We start from the raw sequence: 15506 nt of genomic DNA on the forward strand, positions 1-15506 counted from the left end.
CACAGAACGGTTCCCTACGATGGCGCGGTGACCAGTACCACGTCCTCCACGGACACCCGTCAGGGCCAGGCGCCGCTCGACCAGCGGCCGTCCTGGCAGCAGCGGCTGCGCCGCTTCGGCTACCAGGGGCAGCCCAGAAGCGACGCCGGCGACGTCCGTGACCGCCTGGTGCCGCCGTACACCGAGCCCTCCCCGCGCCTGTGGGCGGCGCTCGGCGTCCCGCACAAGCTCGCGAAGCGGCTGGTGCGCTGGTCGGGCTGGATCGGCCCGCTGCTGGTCACGCTGCTGGCGGGGGTGCTGCGGTTCTGGAACCTGGGCAGCCCCAGGGCGGTGATATTCGACGAGACGTATTACGCCAAGGACGCCTGGGCGCTGGTCCACCGCGGATTCGAGCTCAACTGGGACAAGAACGCCAACGACCTGGTCCTGTCCTCGGGCGGGCACGTCACGCTGCCGACGGACGCGGCGTACGTGGTGCACCCGCCGGTCGGCAAGTACGTCATCGGGCTCGGCGAGCTGATGTTCGGGTTCGACCCGTTCGGCTGGCGGTTCATGACGGCGCTGCTCGGCACGCTGTCGGTGCTGCTGCTGTGCCGGATCGGCCGCCGCCTGTTCCGCTCCACCTTCCTGGGGTGTCTCGCGGGCGCGCTGATGGCGGTGGACGGGCTGCACTTCGTGATGAGCCGCACGGCGCTGCTCGACGGCGTGCTGATGTTCTTCGTGCTGGCCGCGTTCGGCTGTCTGCTGGTCGACCGGGACAAGGCCCGTGAGAAGCTCGCCGCCGCGCTGCCGCTGGACGAGGACGGCCGGGCCCGGCCCGACCGGCACACGGCGGAGACGGCCCGCCTGGGATGGCGCCCCTGGCGCTTTGCGGCGGGCCTGATGCTGGGCCTGGCCATCGGCACGAAGTGGAACGGGCTCTACATCCTGGCCGCGTTCTGCCTGATGGCGGTGGTGTGGGACGTCGGTTCGCGGCGGGTCGCCGGTGCCCGTCACCCGTACGCGGCGGTCCTCAAGCGCGACACGGGCCTCGCGTTCCTCGCCACGGTCCCGGTCGCCCTGCTCACCTACGTCCTGTCCTGGACCGGCTGGATCCTCTCCGCGACGAACGGCTCCGGCGGCTACTTCCGCAACTGGGCCGCGACCGGCGGCAAGGGCGGCAGCTGGACGTTCCTGCCCGACTGGCTGCGCAGCCTGTGGCACTACGAGCACCAGGTGTACGAGTTCCACGTGGGCCTGTCCTCGCCGCACACGTACCAGTCCAACCCGTGGAGCTGGCTGGTCCTCGGCCGCCCGGTGTCGTACTTCTACGAGTCCCCGGCCCCCGGCAAGGACGGCTGCCCCGCCGACGCGGGCGAGAAGTGCGCCCGCGAGGTCCTCGCCCTCGGCACGCCGATGCTGTGGTGGGTCGCCTGCTTCGCGGTCCTCTACGTGCTGTGGCGCTGGTTCTTCCGCCGCGACTGGCGCGCGGGCGCCATCGCCTGCGGCATCGCGGCCGGCTACCTCCCCTGGTTCATGTACCAGGAGCGCACGATCTTCTTCTTCTACGCCGTCGTCTTCCTGCCGTTCCTGTGCCTGGCGGTGGCGATGCTCCTCGGCGCGATCATCGGCCCACCCCGCTCCTCCGACACCCGCCGCGTCGCGGGCGCCACGGGCGCGGGCGTCCTGGTCCTGCTGATCGCCTGGAACTTCATCTACTTCTGGCCGCTGTACACGGGCCAGGCGATCCCGATCGACGACTGGCGGTCGCGGATGTGGCTGGACACGTGGGTTTGATCGGTGTTCGGTCAAAAATCGAAACTCCCGTCCCCGTGGTAACCGCTTGCGCATAGAGTGCTCCCGGGATCGAGCTTTCTGAACGCGTTCAAAGGAAGCGCGGGGGGCTCAACGGGGAGGGGACCACCCGATGAACAAGGGGGTCAAAGCCGCCGTCATAGGCGGGGTGTTCGCGGTGATGGTGGGTGGGGCCGGGTACGGCACCTACAACGTCGTGAACGCGCTGAACGGTGGCGGGGGCGGCGCCGGCGGGGTCGCCTCGGAGAAGCGGACGGGGCCGCCCGGGGAGGACGAGGTCGAGGAGACCACCGCCAAGTTCTTCGCGGCCTGGCGGACGGGAGCCGCCGCCGAGGCGGCGTCGTACACGAACAACGACGCGGCCGCCGAGCAGCTGCTCGGCGCCTTCGCCGACGACGCGCACATCACCGACGTGAAGATCACACCCGGCGCGGCCCGCGGCACCACCGTGCCGTACACGGTGAAGGCGAAGGTCGCCTACGGCGGGAAGTCCGAGCCGCTGAGCTACAAGAGCGAGCTGAAGGTCGTGCGCGGGCTGACCACGGGACGGGCGCTGGTCGACTGGCAGCCGTCCGTCGTGCATCCCGAGCTGAGGAAGGACGACACCCTCGTCACCGAGCAGTCGGCCACGGCGCCCATCGAGGCCGTGGGCCGCGACGGCACCGAGCTGACGAAGGAGAAGTTCCCCTCCCTCGGCCCGGTCCTGGACGCCCTGCGCGACAAGTACGGCGAGAAGGCCGGCGGCAGCCCGGGCATCGAGCTGGTCATCCGGCACGAGGGCGACGGCGCCCCCGACACCCCGCTGCTCACCCTCGCCGAGGGCAGGCCGGGCAAGCTCACCACCACCATCAGCCCGAGCGCGCAGGCGGCGGCCGAGAAGGGGGTCAAGCGGTTCGCCCAGTCGTCGGTGGTGGCCGTCAAGCCCAGCACGGGCGAGGTGCTGGCGGTGGCCAACAACCGTACGGACGGCTTCAACGCGGCCTTCGAGGGCCAGGCCGCACCCGGCTCCACCATGAAGATCATCACCGCCGCGATGCTCATCGACAACGGCGTGACCTCGATGAACGGCCCGGCCCCCTGCCCCGACACCGCCGTGTGGCAGAGCCAGACCTTCAAGAACCTCACGACCATGAAGCCCAACGAGAACGCCACGCTCGCCAACAGCTTCCTGCGGTCCTGCAACACCGCCTTCATCAAGCTCATCGACGAGAAACCGCTCACGGACGCCTCACTGACCCAGGAAGCCGAGGAGCGCTTCGGTCTGGGGCGGGACAACTGGAAGACCGGCATCGTGTCGTTCGACGGCCGCGTCCCCGCGGTCGACGGGCCGGACCGGGCGGCGGGCGCCATCGGGCAGGGCCAGGTCCAGATGAGCCCCCTGAACATGGCGTCGGTCACGGCGACCGCGATCACCGGCGCCTTCCGCCAGCCCTACCTGATCTCTCCGGAGCTGGACGACCGGGAGCTCGCCCGGGCCCGGGGCCTGCGGTCGGGCACCGCCGCCCAGCTCAAGCAGATGATGCGGCTCACCGCCACGCAGGGCACCGCCGCGCAGGCCATGGCAGGACTCGGCGGCGACATCGGCGCCAAGACCGGTTCCGCCGAGGTCGACGGCAACGCCAAGTCCAACAGCTGGTTCACCGGCTTCCGGGGCGACGTCGCGGCGGCGGCCATGACGGAGGAGGGCGGCCACGGCGGCGACGCGGCCGGGCCGATTGTCGCAGCCGTGCTACGAACAGGTGGCTGATCTCACCTCAGCGGGACGGGACTCTAGGGTGGTGGCCGTCGTTTGATGAGACAGCTGAGGGCAACGGGGACCCTGGGGAATCGCGGAGGAACGAACAGCAGTGGGCAACAGGAGGCGCGTCGCCGAGCGACGGAAGACGAGACCCGCCGTGATCGGCGGGATGATCGCCGTGGTCGTCGTGGGCGCCGGGGCCGGTGCCTACGCGCTGTACGGCGGTGGCGCGTCCGCCGACGACGGAACGCGGGCGTCGGACGGGAAGGCCGAGGTGAAGACCGGCCCGCTGTCACGCGCCGAGGTCACCACCACTGCCCGCGCCTTCCTCACCGCCTGGCAGTCCGGAAAGATCCCCGAGGCCGCCGCGGTCACCGACGACCCCACCGCGGCCAGGCCGCTGCTCACCGGCTACACCAAGGACGCCCACGTCAAGGACGTCACCCTCACCCCGGGCAAGCCCACCGGCGACAAGGTGCCGTTCTCCGTCAAGGGCACGGTCTCCTACAAGGGCACCGACAAGCCGCTGGCGTATGACAGCGCCCTGACCGTCACGCGCCGCACCGCCGACGGAAAGCCCCTGGTCGACTGGCACTCCGCGGTCGTCCACCCGGACCTGAAGGACGGCGACGAGCTGGTCACCGGCGAGGCGGGCACGCCCCCGGTCAAGGCCCTCGACCGGGACGGCGGCGAGCTGACCAAGCAGAAGTACGCGTCCATCGGCCCGATCCTGGACGGACTGCGCGAGAAGTACGGCAAGGAGGCCGGTGGCAAGGCCGGTATCGAGCTCCGGGTCGTGCGCGGCAAGGCCGCCAAGGCGAAGGACCTCTCCGACAAGACCCTGCTGGAGCTGAGCAAGGGCACGCCCGGCACGGTGAAGACCACGCTGGACCCGGCCCTGCAGGCGGCCGCCGAGAAGCAGGTCGGGAAGAAGGCGCGCTCGTCGGTGGTCCTGCTGCGCGCGTCGACCGGCGAGATCCTGGCCGCCGCCAACGCCTCACCCAACTTCAACACCGCCTTCCAGGGCTCCCTGGCACCCGGCTCCACGATGAAGGTCATCACCTCGTCGCTGCTGCTGGAGAAGGGCCTGGCCTCCGCGGACAAGAAGCACCCGTGCCCGAAGTACTTCACGTACGGCCACTGGAAGTTCCAGAACGACGACAAGTTCGAGATCAAGGACGGCACCTTCAAGGCGAGCTTCGCCCGCTCCTGCAACACGGCCTTCATCAGCCAGGCGCCGAAGCTGAAGGACGACGACCTGACCAAGGAGGCCCAGCAGGTCTACGGCCTGGGGCTGAACAACTGGGCGGTCGGTGTGCCGAGCTTCGACGGCGCGGTGCCGGTGCAGTCGGCGGCCCAGATGGGTGCCTCGCTGATCGGGCAGGGCGGGGTCCGCATGAACCCGCTGAACATGGCGTCGGTGTCGGCGACGGTCAAGTCCGGCACCTTCCACCAGCCCTATCTGGTCTCCCCGGACGTGGACGGACGCACGCTGGCGAAGGCCTCGCGCACGATGCCGGCGAGCACCCTGTCCCAGCTGCGTGAGCTGATGTCGTACACGGCCAGGTACGGCACGGCCGCGGAGGCGATGGCCGGGGTGAGCGGCGATGCCGGGGCGAAGACCGGTTCGGCCGAGGTCGACGGGCAGAAGAAGCCGAACGGCTGGTTCACGGCCTACCGGGGCGACCTGGCCGCCGCGGGCGTCGTCCAGCAGGGCGGGCACGGCGGCTCCACGGCCGGCCCGCTGGTGGCGGCGCTGCTGAAGACGGGCGGCTGAACGCCGTAGCGCAGGGGGTCAGTGCGTCACGGGTTCCGCGGCGGCCATGTACGTCCGCCGCAGGAACCGCAGCAGCGCCTGCCGCTCGAACTGCACCACCGACACGCTCTGGGCGGAGTGGAACTCCACGACGACCTGCACCCGGCCGCACGGCCACACCCGTATCTCGCCGCTCCCGGTGGGGGATCGCATTCCCTCCTCCAGCAGATCGCGGCCGAAGATCCACTCATGTCCCCCGGTGCCGGGCAGGGTCATGCGCACCGAACGGGGATCGTGGTCGGGGTCGTACCTCAGGGTGACCGGAACCGCCTCCAGCTCGTCGACGAGCGGCACAGCCGCGTCCGAGACGATATGGGCTCGCGCGTACTGCTCGACTACGGACATCGGACGGCCCCTTCACCGTGCGCAATCCGGGTGGAAACTCTCCGTCCACCCTTCCTCCAATGTCGCATATTTTCCGTATTGCGGCTCTTGGGCGCGTATATCGAGAGTGAGATAAAACGATAGACGCGCTCTTGCAAACCATTCGCATCAAGCCACATCATCGAAGGGTGCATGTACCTGACGGATTCATCAACGCGCCCACCTCGGCCGCCACCGGCGTGATCGCCGCGGGCGCCGTCGCCGTGAGCCTGCGCGGCGCACGCCGCGAACTCGACGAGCGCACGGCGCCGCTGGCCGGACTGGTCGCGGCGTTCATCTTCGCCGTGCAGATGCTGAACTTCCCCGTCGCGGCGGGCACCAGCGGCCATCTGCTGGGCGGCGCGCTGGCGGCGATACTCGTCGGCCCCTTCACCGGGGTCCTGTGTGTCTCCGTCGTCCTGCTGATGCAGGGCATCCTGTTCGCGGACGGCGGTCTGACCGCGCTCGGCGTCAACATCACCAACATGGCGATCGTCACGACGGTCGTCGCCTACGCCCTCTTCCGCGGACTGGTGAAGGTGCTGCCCCGCACCCGCCGGTCGGTCACGGTGGCCTCGTTCACGGCGGCCCTGGTCTCCGTCCCGGCCGCCGCGCTGGCCTTCACGCTGATGTACGCCATCGGCGGCACCACCGACGTCTCCATCGGCAAGGTCGCCACCGCCATGGTCGGCGTGCACGTCCTCATCGGCATCGGCGAGGCCGTGATCACCGCACTCACCGTCGGCGCGGTCATCGCCGTACGCCCGGACCTGGTGTACGGGGCACGCGGACTGACGCGGAAGCTCAAGCTGCGGGTCGGCGGCGAGCTCGTCGACGCGCCCGGCGCCGAGCCCGCGCCCGCGCCGGTGGCCGCGCGGACCTCGCATCGCAAGGTGTGGGCCGGCGGTCTGGTCACCTCCCTGCTCCTGGCCGGATTCGTCAGCTTCTACGCCTCCGCCGATCCCGACGGCCTGGAGAAGGTCGCCGGTGACCACGGCATCGACAAGAAGGCCGAGGAGCACGCGGTGGCCGGCTCCCCGCTCGCCGACTACGGCGTCGAGGACGTCGACGACGCCCGCCTGTCCGGGGGGCTGGCGGGCGTCATCGGCGTGGGCGTCACGGTCGTCGCGGGCACCGGCGTGTTCTGGGCCGTGCGCCGCCGCCGTACCGACGACGCCTCCCCGTCGGAGACGACCAGCACGACGAGCGTCTGACATGGGCGCCGGGCACGCGCACAAGCTGTACCGGCACGGGCACTCGCCCGTGCACGGCCTGCCGCCGCACACCAAGCTCGCCGCCGTGTTCGCCTTCGTGGTGGTCGTGGTGTCGACGCCGCGCGAGGCGATGTGGGCGTTCGGGCTGTACGCCGCACTGCTCGGGGTCGTCGCGTACGTCGCGCGCGTGCCCGCCGGCTTCCTGCTCCGGCGGCTGCTGATCGAGGTGCCGTTCGTCGCGTTCGCGGTGCTCATGCCGTTCGTGGCGGAGGGCGAGCGGGTCGACGTCCTCGGCCTGTCCCTGAGCGTGAACGGCCTGTGGGGCGCCTGGAACGTGCTCGCCAAGGGCACCCTCGGCGTCGCCGCCTCGGTGCTGCTCGCGGCCACGACCGAGCTGCGCGAACTGCTCCTCGGCCTGCAGCGCCTCAAGCTCCCGCCGCTCCTCGTACAGATCGCGTCCTTCATGATCCGCTACGGCGACGTCATCACGGACGAGATGCGGCGCATGCGGATCGCCCGGGAGTCACGGGGCTTCGAGGCGAAGGGCGTCAAGCACTGGGGCGTGCTCGCCAAGTCGGCCGGCGCGCTGTTCATCCGCTCCTACGAGCGCGGCGAGCGCGTGCACCTGGCGATGGTCAGCCGCGGCTACGCCGGTTCCATGCCGGTCATCGACGAGGTGACCGCGTCCCGGGCGCAGTGGTCGTACGCCCTCGCCCTCCCCTGCGCCGCCCTCCTCGTCTGTCTGCTGGGATGGTCCCTGTGACTGCTTCTCTGGAGGTCTCCGGCCTCGCCTTCGCCTACCCCGACGGACACCAGGCCCTCTTCGGCGTCGACTTCTCGGTCGCGCGCGGTGAGCGGGTCGCGCTGCTCGGGCCGAACGGCGCCGGCAAGACGACCCTCGTGCTGCACCTCAACGGCATTCTGACCGGCGGCGCCGGCACGGTGCGGGTCGCCGGGCTGCCCGTGGACAAGCGGAACATGGCCGAGATCCGGCGCCGGGTCGGCATCGTGTTCCAGGACCCGGACGACCAGCTGTTCATGCCGACGGTCCGCGAGGACGTGGCGTTCGGGCCCGCGGCGGCCGGGCTGAAGGGTCCCGCGCTGGAGGAGCGCGTGGACCGGGCGCTGGAGCGGGTCGGCATGGCGGAGTTCAAGGACCGCCCGCCGCACCACCTGTCCTTCGGGCAGCGCCGCCGGGTGGCCGTCGCGACGGTGCTGGCGATGGAGCCGGAGATCCTCGTCCTGGACGAGCCCTCCTCCAACCTCGACCCCGCCTCGCGCCGCGAACTGGCGGACATCCTGCGGTCGCTGGACGTGACCGTGCTGATGGTCACGCACGACCTGCCCTACGCCCTGGAGCTGTGCCCGCGGTCCCTGATCCTCAGCGACGGGGTGATCGCGGCCGACGGGCCGACCGGCGAGCTGCTGTCCGACGAGGAGCTGATGCGGGCGCACCGCCTGGAGCTGCCGTTCGGTTTCGATCCGCGTTCCGTCCCGGCGGCCGCTGGCCCGTCCGTGACAATGGGCGCGTGACGAACGAGGAGAGCGACGGATCGCCGCTGCTGGACGAGCAGCTGTGCTTCGCGCTGTACGCCGCCCAGCGCGCGGTGACGGCGGCGTACCGCCCGTTCCTCGACGAGCTGGGCCTCACCTACCCCCAGTACCTCGTGCTGCTGGTCCTGTGGGAGCGCGGCGAGATCACCGTGAAGGAGCTGGCCGCGGCCCTGCGTCTCGACTACGGCACGGTCTCGCCGCTGCTGAAGCGGCTGGAGGCGGCCGGCCTGGTCCGGCGTGAGCGGTCGGCGCGGGACGAGCGGTCGGTGCTCGTGGCCGTGACGGGGCGCGGGGAGGAACTCCGGGAGCGCGCGGGGCGGGTGCCCGGCGCGCTGCTCACGGCGACCGGTCTCGACGCGGCGGAGACCGGGCGGCTGCGTGCCGAGCTGTGGCGGCTGGCCGAGCGGGCGGAGTCGGCGGCGGACCGGGCCCGCTGAGGGTTACCCCCGGTTTACACCCCCTGGTATCACCCATGCACTACCGGCCAGTACCTTGTGCACGATGTGTTTGTGCACACCTGGTTCCCGGGGGAGGACAACATGACTGACGGCCCCGCCGTCGACAGCCGCCCGACGAAGATCATGTACGTGGCGGAGGCCACCGCCCACGGCGGTCGCGAGGGTTACGTCACCAGCCAGGACGGCCAACTCGAACTCAAGGTCGCGATGCCCCCCGCGCTCGGCGGCGACGGCAACGGCACCAACCCGGAACAGCTCTTCGCGGCCGGTTACAGCGCCTGCTTCCACAACGCCCTGATCCTCGTGGGCAACCGCGAGGGCTACGACCTGGCCGGCTCCACGGTCGCCGCGAAGGTCGGCATCGGCCCCAACCGGCAGCGCGGCTACGGCCTCGCGGTCGCCCTCAGCGTCTCCCTGCCGGTCGTCGACCCGGACCTCGCGACCAGGCTGGTGGACGCGGCCCACGAGATCTGCCCGTACTCGAACGCGACCCGCGGGAACATCGACGTGACCATCCTGCTTGGCTAGGGGGGATCACCACAGGCACAGCGGTCATACGAGGAGTACGGACGTGGACGTGAACGGCACGGTCGCCGAGGGCTTCGAGCCGGTCAGGGAAGCGTTCCTACGGAACTTCGAGACGCTCGGGGACCGGGGCGCCGCGGTCGCCGTCTACCGGGACGGGCAGAAGGTCGTCGACCTGTGGGGCGGCACCAGGGACGTCGACGGCACGGCTCCCTGGGAGCGCGGCACCGCCCAGGTCGTGCGCTCGGCGACGAAGGGTGTCGCGGCGGCCGTACCGCTGTTGCTGCACCAGCGCGGGCAGCTGGACCTGGACGCGCCGGTGGGGCACTACTGGCCGGAGTTCAAGGCGCGGGGCAAGGAGCGGGTGCTGGTCCGGCACGTGCTGAACCACCGGGCCGGGCTGCCGGTCCTCGACCGGCCGCTCACCCCGCAGGAGGCCCTCGACCCGCTGCGGGGACCGGCGGCGGTCGCGGCGCAGGCCCCGGCCTGGGAGCCCGGCACCGACCACGGCTACCACGCGCTCACCTACGGCTGGCTGCTCGACGAACTGGTGCGGCGCGTCACCGGACAGGGCGCGGGCCAGTGGCTCGCGTCGCAGGTCACCGGCCCGCTGGGCCTCGACCTCTGGCTCGGTCTGCCGGCGTCGGAGGCCGGCCGCGTCGGGCGCGTGGGCCGCGTCGAGGGGGCCGAGCCGACCGGGGGTCTGCGGGCCCGCCCGAAGCGCTCGGTCACGGAGGCCTACGAGGACCCGGCCTCCCTGACGCGCCGGGCGTTCGCCGCGATCTCCCCGTTCCCGGACCAGAACGGCCCCGCCTACCGGGCGGCCGCCCTCCCGGCCACCAACGCCATGGCGACGGCGGACGGACTGGCCCGCTTCTACGCGACCCTGATCGGCGACACGGCCGGCTCCGCCCGCCTCTTCACGCCTCAGACGGTGGAACTGGCCCGGGCCGAGGAGTCGGCGGGCCCCGACCGGATCCTGGTGGTCGGCACCCGCTTCGGCCTCGGCTACATGCTGCACGGCAGCGCTTCGCCGCTGCTCACCCCGGGTTCCTTCGGCCACCCGGGCCGCGGCGGCGCCCTCGGATTCGCCGACCCGGAGACGGGGATCGCCTTCGGCTACGTCACCAACGGCTTCCGCAGGACGGTGACGGCGGACCCGCGGGCGCAGGGGCTGGTGCGGGCGGTGCGGGGAGTGCTGGGGCTGTAGCGGGTCGCTGTGACTCCGCCCCCTTGTGGGCCCTAGACGTGGATGGGGTGGGAGATCCGGCCGGACGCCTGGTCGATCTCCTCGTGGGCCTTGGTCAGCAACGCCATGGCGAGTTCGTTGAGTGCCCGGGCCCCGGCGATCTCCTCCCCGACGCGCGGCTGATTCGCGTCGGTCTGGTGCCGGCTGGCGTGCCCGTGCGCCCGTACCTCGCTGCCGTCGGGAAGGCGCACCATCGCGGCCGCCTTCGTGTGCTGGTCGTCCTCCGAGAACTCCATCTCGACGTGCCACCCCACGGTGGTGTGCATCATGACGATCACCTCCGGAACGCTTAGTTCCAGGGTGCTCCTCGCAGGGGCCGGCCGCACCCGTCTGACGGCGGCCTATCCGGCGTGCAGCATCAGTCCGATGCCGACCACCAGCAGCCCGGCCGCCGCGATCCTCGGCGCCCCGAACCGTTCCTTGAAGAACACGGCCCCGATCGCCGCGCCGACGATGATCGACGACTCGCGCAGGGCCGCGATGGGGGCCAGTTCGGCCTTGGCCTGCGCCCACAGGACGAGGGCGTAGGCGGCGACGGACAGCGCGGCGCCGATCAGTCCGACCCCGGCGAACGGCCGCAGCAGGGCGACGGTCCTCCCGCGCCAGTGCCACGCGGCGTACGCGGGGATGACGACCCCCTGGACCGCCATCAGCCAGGCGATGTACCCGAGGGAGGACCCTGAGGCCCGCACGCCCAGCCCGTCGACGACGGTGTACACCGCTATGGTCAGCCCGGTCGCCAGGGCCGCGCCGATCGCCGCCCAGTCGGGCCGCCGTCCGCGCAGTCCCCACAGGGCGACACCGGTCAGCCCGGCGCACGACAGGGCGATCCCGGCGGCGGCCCACCCGTCGGGCACCTCGTGGGCGAAGAGGGCGGCGAGCACGGTCACGACGAGGGGCGCGGTGCCCCGGGCGATGGGGTAGGCCTGCCCGAAGTCGCCCAGCCGGAAGGACTTCATCAGCAGGGCGTAGTAGGCGATGTGGACGGCGGCGGAGGCGAGCAGATACGGCCATGCCGCGGCGGCCGGGAACGCCACGAAGGGCGCGAGGGCCAGCCCGATCAGGACGCCGCCGCCCGAGATCAGCGCGAACCCGGCCAGCTTGTCGGTGATCTTGTGGGCGATGGCGTTCCAGCTGGCGTGGGTGACGGCGGCGAGCAGAACGGCGGTGGTGACCACAGGGGTCACGAGGTGCGCTCGCGCACGTCCACCAGGGTGCCGCCGGCGTGGGCGACGAGGTCCTCGGGGGCGATGGGGAACACGGCGTACGGCGTCCCGGCCGCGGCCCAGACGACGTCGTGCTCCAGCAGGGAGCGGTCGGCGAGCACGCGGGTCCTGGTCTTGTGCCCGAAGGGGGGCACGCCGCCGATGGCGTACCCGGTGGTCTCCCGGACCACGTCCACCTTGGCCCGGGTGACCTTGTCGGCGCCGAGCTCCTCGCGGACGAGCTCCAGGTCGACCCGGGAGGCCCCGTCCATGAGCACGAGCACCGGGACCCCGTCCGCGGCGAAGATCAGCGACTTGCAGATCTGGCTCAGCTCGCAGCCGACCGCGGCGGCGGCCTCGGTGGCGGTGCGGGTGGCGTCGGGGAACCGGCGGACCTGCTCCACGAGGTGTCCGAGCCCGAGCTCCCGCAGGGCTTCGGCGAAGCGGGGGTGGGCTCCGGAGTTTCCGGCGTCAGTGGCGGCTGTCGTCGTCATGCCCTGCACGCTAGCGGTACGTGTAGGAGACACGCGAGGCCGTTTCAGCTGGTGGTGTCCTCCGGCCGGACGTCCGCGAACTCCCACCAGGCGAGCGGCAGCCAGTCACCGTCGACGAAGCCGTCGACGGATCCGCCGTTGCCCCGGATGGCCACGCGGGTCCCGACCGGGTAGGTGGTGCCGGACAGCCCGGAGACCGCCACGAGAAGGGTGCCGATACGACGGGACAAAACCCTCACGTCCTTTCTCCTTTAGATGCAAATCGTCTCATCATGCACCAGCCTGGTATATGAGCCACGGCACAGACGGAGGTGCTTGACGATGAGGGCTGTCGTATACAAGGGGCCCTTCGAGGTAGCGGTAGAGGAAGTGGAGGACCCACGGATCCAACACCCGAACGATGTGCTCGTCCGGGTCACGTCAACGGCCATCTGCGGCTCCGACCTGCACATGTACGAGGGTCGCACGGCCGCGGAGCCGGGCATCGTGTTCGGCCACGAGAACCTCGGAGTGATCGAGGAGACAGGAGAGGGGGTCACCAGCCTCAGCAAGGGCGACCGGGTGGTCATGCCGTTCAACGTGGCCTGCGGGTTCTGCAAGAACTGTTCGGCGGGTTTCACGGGCTTCTGCCTGACGGTGAACCCGGGCTTCGCCGGCGGCGCCTACGGCTACGTCGCGATGGGGCCCTACACCGGAGGCCAGGCGGAGTACATCCGCGTCCCGTACGCCGACTTCAACTGCCTCAAGCTTCCGGAGGGCAACGAGAAGGAGACCGACTTCGTCCTGCTCGCGGACATCTTCCCGACGGGCTACCACGGCAACGAACTGGCCGACGTGCGCCCCGGTGAGTCGGTCGCCGTCTACGGCGCCGGCCCGGTCGGGCTGATGGCGGCCTACTCCGCGCTGCTGCGCGGTGCGAGCAAGGTGTTCGTGGTCGACCGGGTGGCGGAACGCCTCCAGAAGGCGCGGGAGATCGGAGCGATCCCGATCGACTTCACCCAGGGCAACCCGGCGGAACAGATCAAGGAGCAGACCGGCGGCGAGGGAACCGACAAGGGCATCGACGCCGTGGGCTACCAGGCACAGGCCCAGGGCGAGGACCGCGAGGAACCGGCGATCGTACTGAACTCCCTGGTCGACACGGTCCGGGCGACAGGTGCTCTCGGGGTGCCCGGCCTGTACGTCCCGAGCGACCCGGGCGGTCCGGACGAGCATTCCAAGCAGGGCATGCTGATGGTGGCCGTCGGACGCCTCTTCGAGAAGGGGCTCCGCATGGGCACCGGGCAGTGCAACGTCAAGCGGTACAACCGCCACCTGCGGGACATGATCATCGAGGATCGCGCGAAGCCCAGCTTCGTCGTCTCGCACGAACTGCCCCTCGACCAGGCGCCGGCGGCATACGAGAAGTTCGACAAGCGCGTCGAGGGCTACACGAAGGTGGTCCTCCACCCACAGGCGGCATAGGAGACCCGGCCGGGCCGGCCGTCACTCGGTGACGTACGCGAGGAACGACTCCCACGTGGCGGACGCGACCGTCACGTGGGGAGTCGCCGGGGTCTTGGAGTCCCGGACGTGGACCGCGGCGGGGGTGTGGGCGACCTCTAGGCAGTCGTTTATGTCGCTGCTGCTGCTGTAGCTGCTCTTGAACCAGTGGAGTTCCGGGGCACTCATAGTTCTCCCAGCTGCCGCTCGATGAAGGCCAGCGACTCCCTCGGCGTGAGAGCCTGTGCCCGGATCATTCCATAGCGCAACTCAAGGATGCGAAGATCCCGAGGACTTGAGACCGGGCGGCCGTTGAACGCGCCTTCGGAACGTCCGACCGCCGTGCCATCGGCGAACTTCAGCACCTCGATCAGGCCCTGGACTCCCGCGTGCTCCTCACGGTCGGTCGGCATGACCTGGAGCGTGACGTTCCTCAACTGCCCTATCTCCAGAAGATGTTCGAGCTGTCGCCGCAGGACCATCCTCCCACCGTGAGGGCGCTCCAGCGTCACCTGCTCCTGGACGAAACTGAGCGTGGGAGCGGGCTCCCGCTCGAAGACCGACTTCCGGGCCGCACGCGCGGCGACTCCCCGCTCGACCTCGCTCGGCGCGTATACGGGCTGGTGCATTTCGAACAACGCCCTCGCGTACTCCGGCGTCTGGAGCAGTCCGTGGATGTTGTGGTGGCTGTAGAGCAACATCTCCACCGCCCGCTCCTCCAGCTGCGCCAGCTCCCGCACCCGCTTCGGATACCGGGCCCTCTCCATGTCCTTCGTGAACGCCCGCAGATGCCCCTGGGCGTTCAGCACTTGGTCCGCCCTGTCCAGGTACTCCGGCCGGGGGATCCGCGCCCCCCGCTCCATCTTGCGGATCATGTCCTCGCCGTAACCGAGCACCTCGCCCAGCTCGGCGACCCGCAGGCCCGCCGCCTCCCGGCACACCTTGAGCAGCTTCCCCACCGCCTGGACCAGCGGCTCGATCTCGTCGCCCGGCTCGACATCCCAGCCGGCCTCGTCGACAGCCTCGTTCATGCCCCACCTCCATCGCGCAGCCGTACCCGCACAACGACCGGGACAGCCGAGACAGCACGAGACAAGCCCCGGACAGTAGCCATACGCAGACCCGCTGCCGCCGGTCACGGTGCGCCGACTCCGCCACGCTGAGTCACATGGACCAGGAGACCACCATCCGCAACCTCAGCCTTCTGCTCTCCCCCACACCTCGCGGGGCGCGGCTCGCCCGGCTCCTCGCCACGGAGCAACTCCGGTCGTGGGGAGTGCCATTGGACCCGGCCGGCCAGATCGTCGCCGAGCTCGCGGCCAATGCCGCCACTCACGGGCGCGTCCCCGGCCGGGACTTCCGGCTGACGCTCTACGTCGTCGGCCGCACCCTCCGTATCGAGGTCACGGACACGCGCGGTGACCGGCTCCCCCACCTCACCCGGCCGGCCCCGGACGCCACCACCGGCCGGGGGCTCCTCGTCGTGGCCGCCCTCGCCGACCGCTGGGGCGTGGCACCGGGTCCGCATCCGCGCAAGACGGTGTGGGCCGAAGTCGACGCGGCCATGTGACGGGCCGGTGAGGGCGCTCCGTCCCCACGGTGCCCTCACCGGCC

18 protein-coding genes are annotated in these 15506 nt (G+C 71.0%); 11 read left to right on the forward strand and 7 right to left on the reverse strand.

Annotated features, from left to right (window positions below; translation table 11 throughout):
* The first annotated feature begins 27 nt into the window (after positions 1-27).
* The 3 genes from IGS69_RS14090 (at position 28) to IGS69_RS14100 (ending at position 5309) form a co-directional block, all read left to right on the forward strand.
* Positions 28-1776, forward strand: a complete 1749-nt coding sequence (locus tag IGS69_RS14090; protein ID WP_190899724.1) for a dolichyl-phosphate-mannose--protein mannosyltransferase — start codon at positions 28-30, stop codon at positions 1774-1776.
* A gap of 130 nt (positions 1777-1906) precedes the next feature.
* Positions 1907-3541, forward strand: coding sequence for a penicillin-binding transpeptidase domain-containing protein (locus tag IGS69_RS14095; protein ID WP_190899726.1), 1635 nt, complete (start codon positions 1907-1909; stop codon positions 3539-3541).
* A gap of 100 nt (positions 3542-3641) precedes the next feature.
* Positions 3642-5309: a penicillin-binding transpeptidase domain-containing protein gene (locus IGS69_RS14100; protein WP_190899728.1), complete on the forward strand. Its 1668-nt coding sequence runs from the start codon at positions 3642-3644 to the stop codon at positions 5307-5309.
* An 18-nt stretch (positions 5310-5327) separates the two neighbouring features.
* On the opposite strand, the gene IGS69_RS14105 is transcribed toward IGS69_RS14100, so the two are convergent.
* The gene (locus IGS69_RS14105; RefSeq protein WP_190899730.1) at positions 5328-5693 is read right to left on the reverse strand and encodes an SsgA family sporulation/cell division regulator; all 366 of its coding nucleotides are present in this window, start codon (positions 5691-5693) and stop codon (positions 5328-5330) included.
* A 167-nt stretch (positions 5694-5860) separates the two neighbouring features.
* Between IGS69_RS14105 and IGS69_RS14110 the strand changes: the two genes are divergently transcribed.
* From IGS69_RS14110 to IGS69_RS14135, 6 genes are all read left to right on the forward strand, one after another.
* On the forward strand, positions 5861-6925 hold the full coding sequence (locus IGS69_RS14110) for an energy-coupling factor ABC transporter permease (protein WP_190899732.1): 1065 nt from the start codon (positions 5861-5863) through the stop codon (positions 6923-6925).
* A gap of 1 nt (position 6926) precedes the next feature.
* Positions 6927-7688, forward strand: coding sequence for a cobalt ECF transporter T component CbiQ (gene cbiQ / locus IGS69_RS14115; protein ID WP_190899734.1), 762 nt, complete (start codon positions 6927-6929; stop codon positions 7686-7688).
* Entirely contained in the window at positions 7676-8458 is a 783-nt protein-coding gene (locus tag IGS69_RS14120) for an energy-coupling factor ABC transporter ATP-binding protein (protein ID WP_190899736.1), read from the forward strand. Before cbiQ ends, IGS69_RS14120 begins: the two co-directional genes overlap by 13 nt.
* Entirely contained in the window at positions 8455-8916 is a 462-nt protein-coding gene (locus IGS69_RS14125) for a MarR family winged helix-turn-helix transcriptional regulator (RefSeq protein ID WP_190899738.1), read from the forward strand. The genes IGS69_RS14120 and IGS69_RS14125 overlap by 4 nt, the downstream gene beginning before the upstream one ends.
* Positions 8917-9018: 102 nt before the next feature.
* A complete protein-coding gene (locus IGS69_RS14130) occupies positions 9019-9465 on the forward strand; it encodes an organic hydroperoxide resistance protein (RefSeq protein WP_190899740.1) in 447 nt (148 codons plus the stop codon).
* Between the two features lie 43 nt (positions 9466-9508).
* Positions 9509-10672, forward strand: coding sequence for a serine hydrolase domain-containing protein (locus IGS69_RS14135; RefSeq protein WP_190899742.1), 1164 nt, complete (start codon positions 9509-9511; stop codon positions 10670-10672).
* 32 nt (positions 10673-10704) lie between these two features.
* Here IGS69_RS14135 and IGS69_RS14140 read toward each other — a convergent pair whose 3' ends face one another.
* The 4 genes from IGS69_RS14140 to IGS69_RS14155 all read right to left on the reverse strand — a co-directional run bounded on the left by IGS69_RS14140 (position 10705) and on the right by IGS69_RS14155 (position 12640).
* Positions 10705-10980 carry a DUF1876 domain-containing protein gene (locus IGS69_RS14140; RefSeq protein ID WP_190899744.1) on the reverse strand — a complete coding sequence of 92 codons (276 nt, stop codon included), beginning with the start codon at positions 10978-10980 and terminating at the stop codon, positions 10705-10707.
* Between the two features lie 72 nt (positions 10981-11052).
* On the reverse strand, positions 11053-11898 hold the full coding sequence (locus IGS69_RS14145; protein ID WP_190899746.1) for a DMT family transporter: 846 nt from the start codon (positions 11896-11898) through the stop codon (positions 11053-11055).
* On the reverse strand, positions 11895-12410 hold the full coding sequence (locus IGS69_RS14150) for a YbaK/EbsC family protein (RefSeq protein WP_190899748.1): 516 nt from the start codon (positions 12408-12410) through the stop codon (positions 11895-11897). Before IGS69_RS14150 ends, IGS69_RS14145 begins: the two co-directional genes overlap by 4 nt.
* 44 nt (positions 12411-12454) lie before the next feature.
* Complete coding sequence (locus IGS69_RS14155; RefSeq protein WP_190904492.1) at positions 12455-12640, reverse strand: hypothetical protein; 186 nt, start codon at positions 12638-12640, stop codon at positions 12455-12457.
* Between the two features lie 91 nt (positions 12641-12731).
* Between IGS69_RS14155 and IGS69_RS14160 the strand changes: the two genes are divergently transcribed.
* A complete protein-coding gene (locus IGS69_RS14160) occupies positions 12732-13874 on the forward strand; it encodes a glutathione-independent formaldehyde dehydrogenase (RefSeq protein WP_190899750.1) in 1143 nt (380 codons plus the stop codon).
* A 21-nt stretch (positions 13875-13895) separates the two neighbouring features.
* Here IGS69_RS14160 and IGS69_RS14165 read toward each other — a convergent pair whose 3' ends face one another.
* Positions 13896-14081 carry a DUF397 domain-containing protein gene (locus IGS69_RS14165; protein ID WP_190899752.1) on the reverse strand — a complete coding sequence of 62 codons (186 nt, stop codon included), beginning with the start codon at positions 14079-14081 and terminating at the stop codon, positions 13896-13898.
* Positions 14078-14923, reverse strand: coding sequence for a helix-turn-helix domain-containing protein (locus tag IGS69_RS14170; RefSeq protein WP_190899754.1), 846 nt, complete (start codon positions 14921-14923; stop codon positions 14078-14080). Before IGS69_RS14170 ends, IGS69_RS14165 begins: the two co-directional genes overlap by 4 nt.
* Before the next feature lie 137 nt (positions 14924-15060).
* On the opposite strand from IGS69_RS14170, the gene IGS69_RS14175 reads away from it, so the two are divergent.
* Positions 15061-15462: an ATP-binding protein gene (locus tag IGS69_RS14175; protein ID WP_190899758.1), complete on the forward strand. Its 402-nt coding sequence runs from the start codon at positions 15061-15063 to the stop codon at positions 15460-15462.
* Positions 15463-15506: the final 44 nt, after the last annotated feature.

It is taken from the genome of Streptomyces tuirus, from assembly GCF_014701095.1.
Lineage (GTDB): Bacteria > Actinomycetota > Actinomycetes > Streptomycetales > Streptomycetaceae > Streptomyces > Streptomyces tuirus.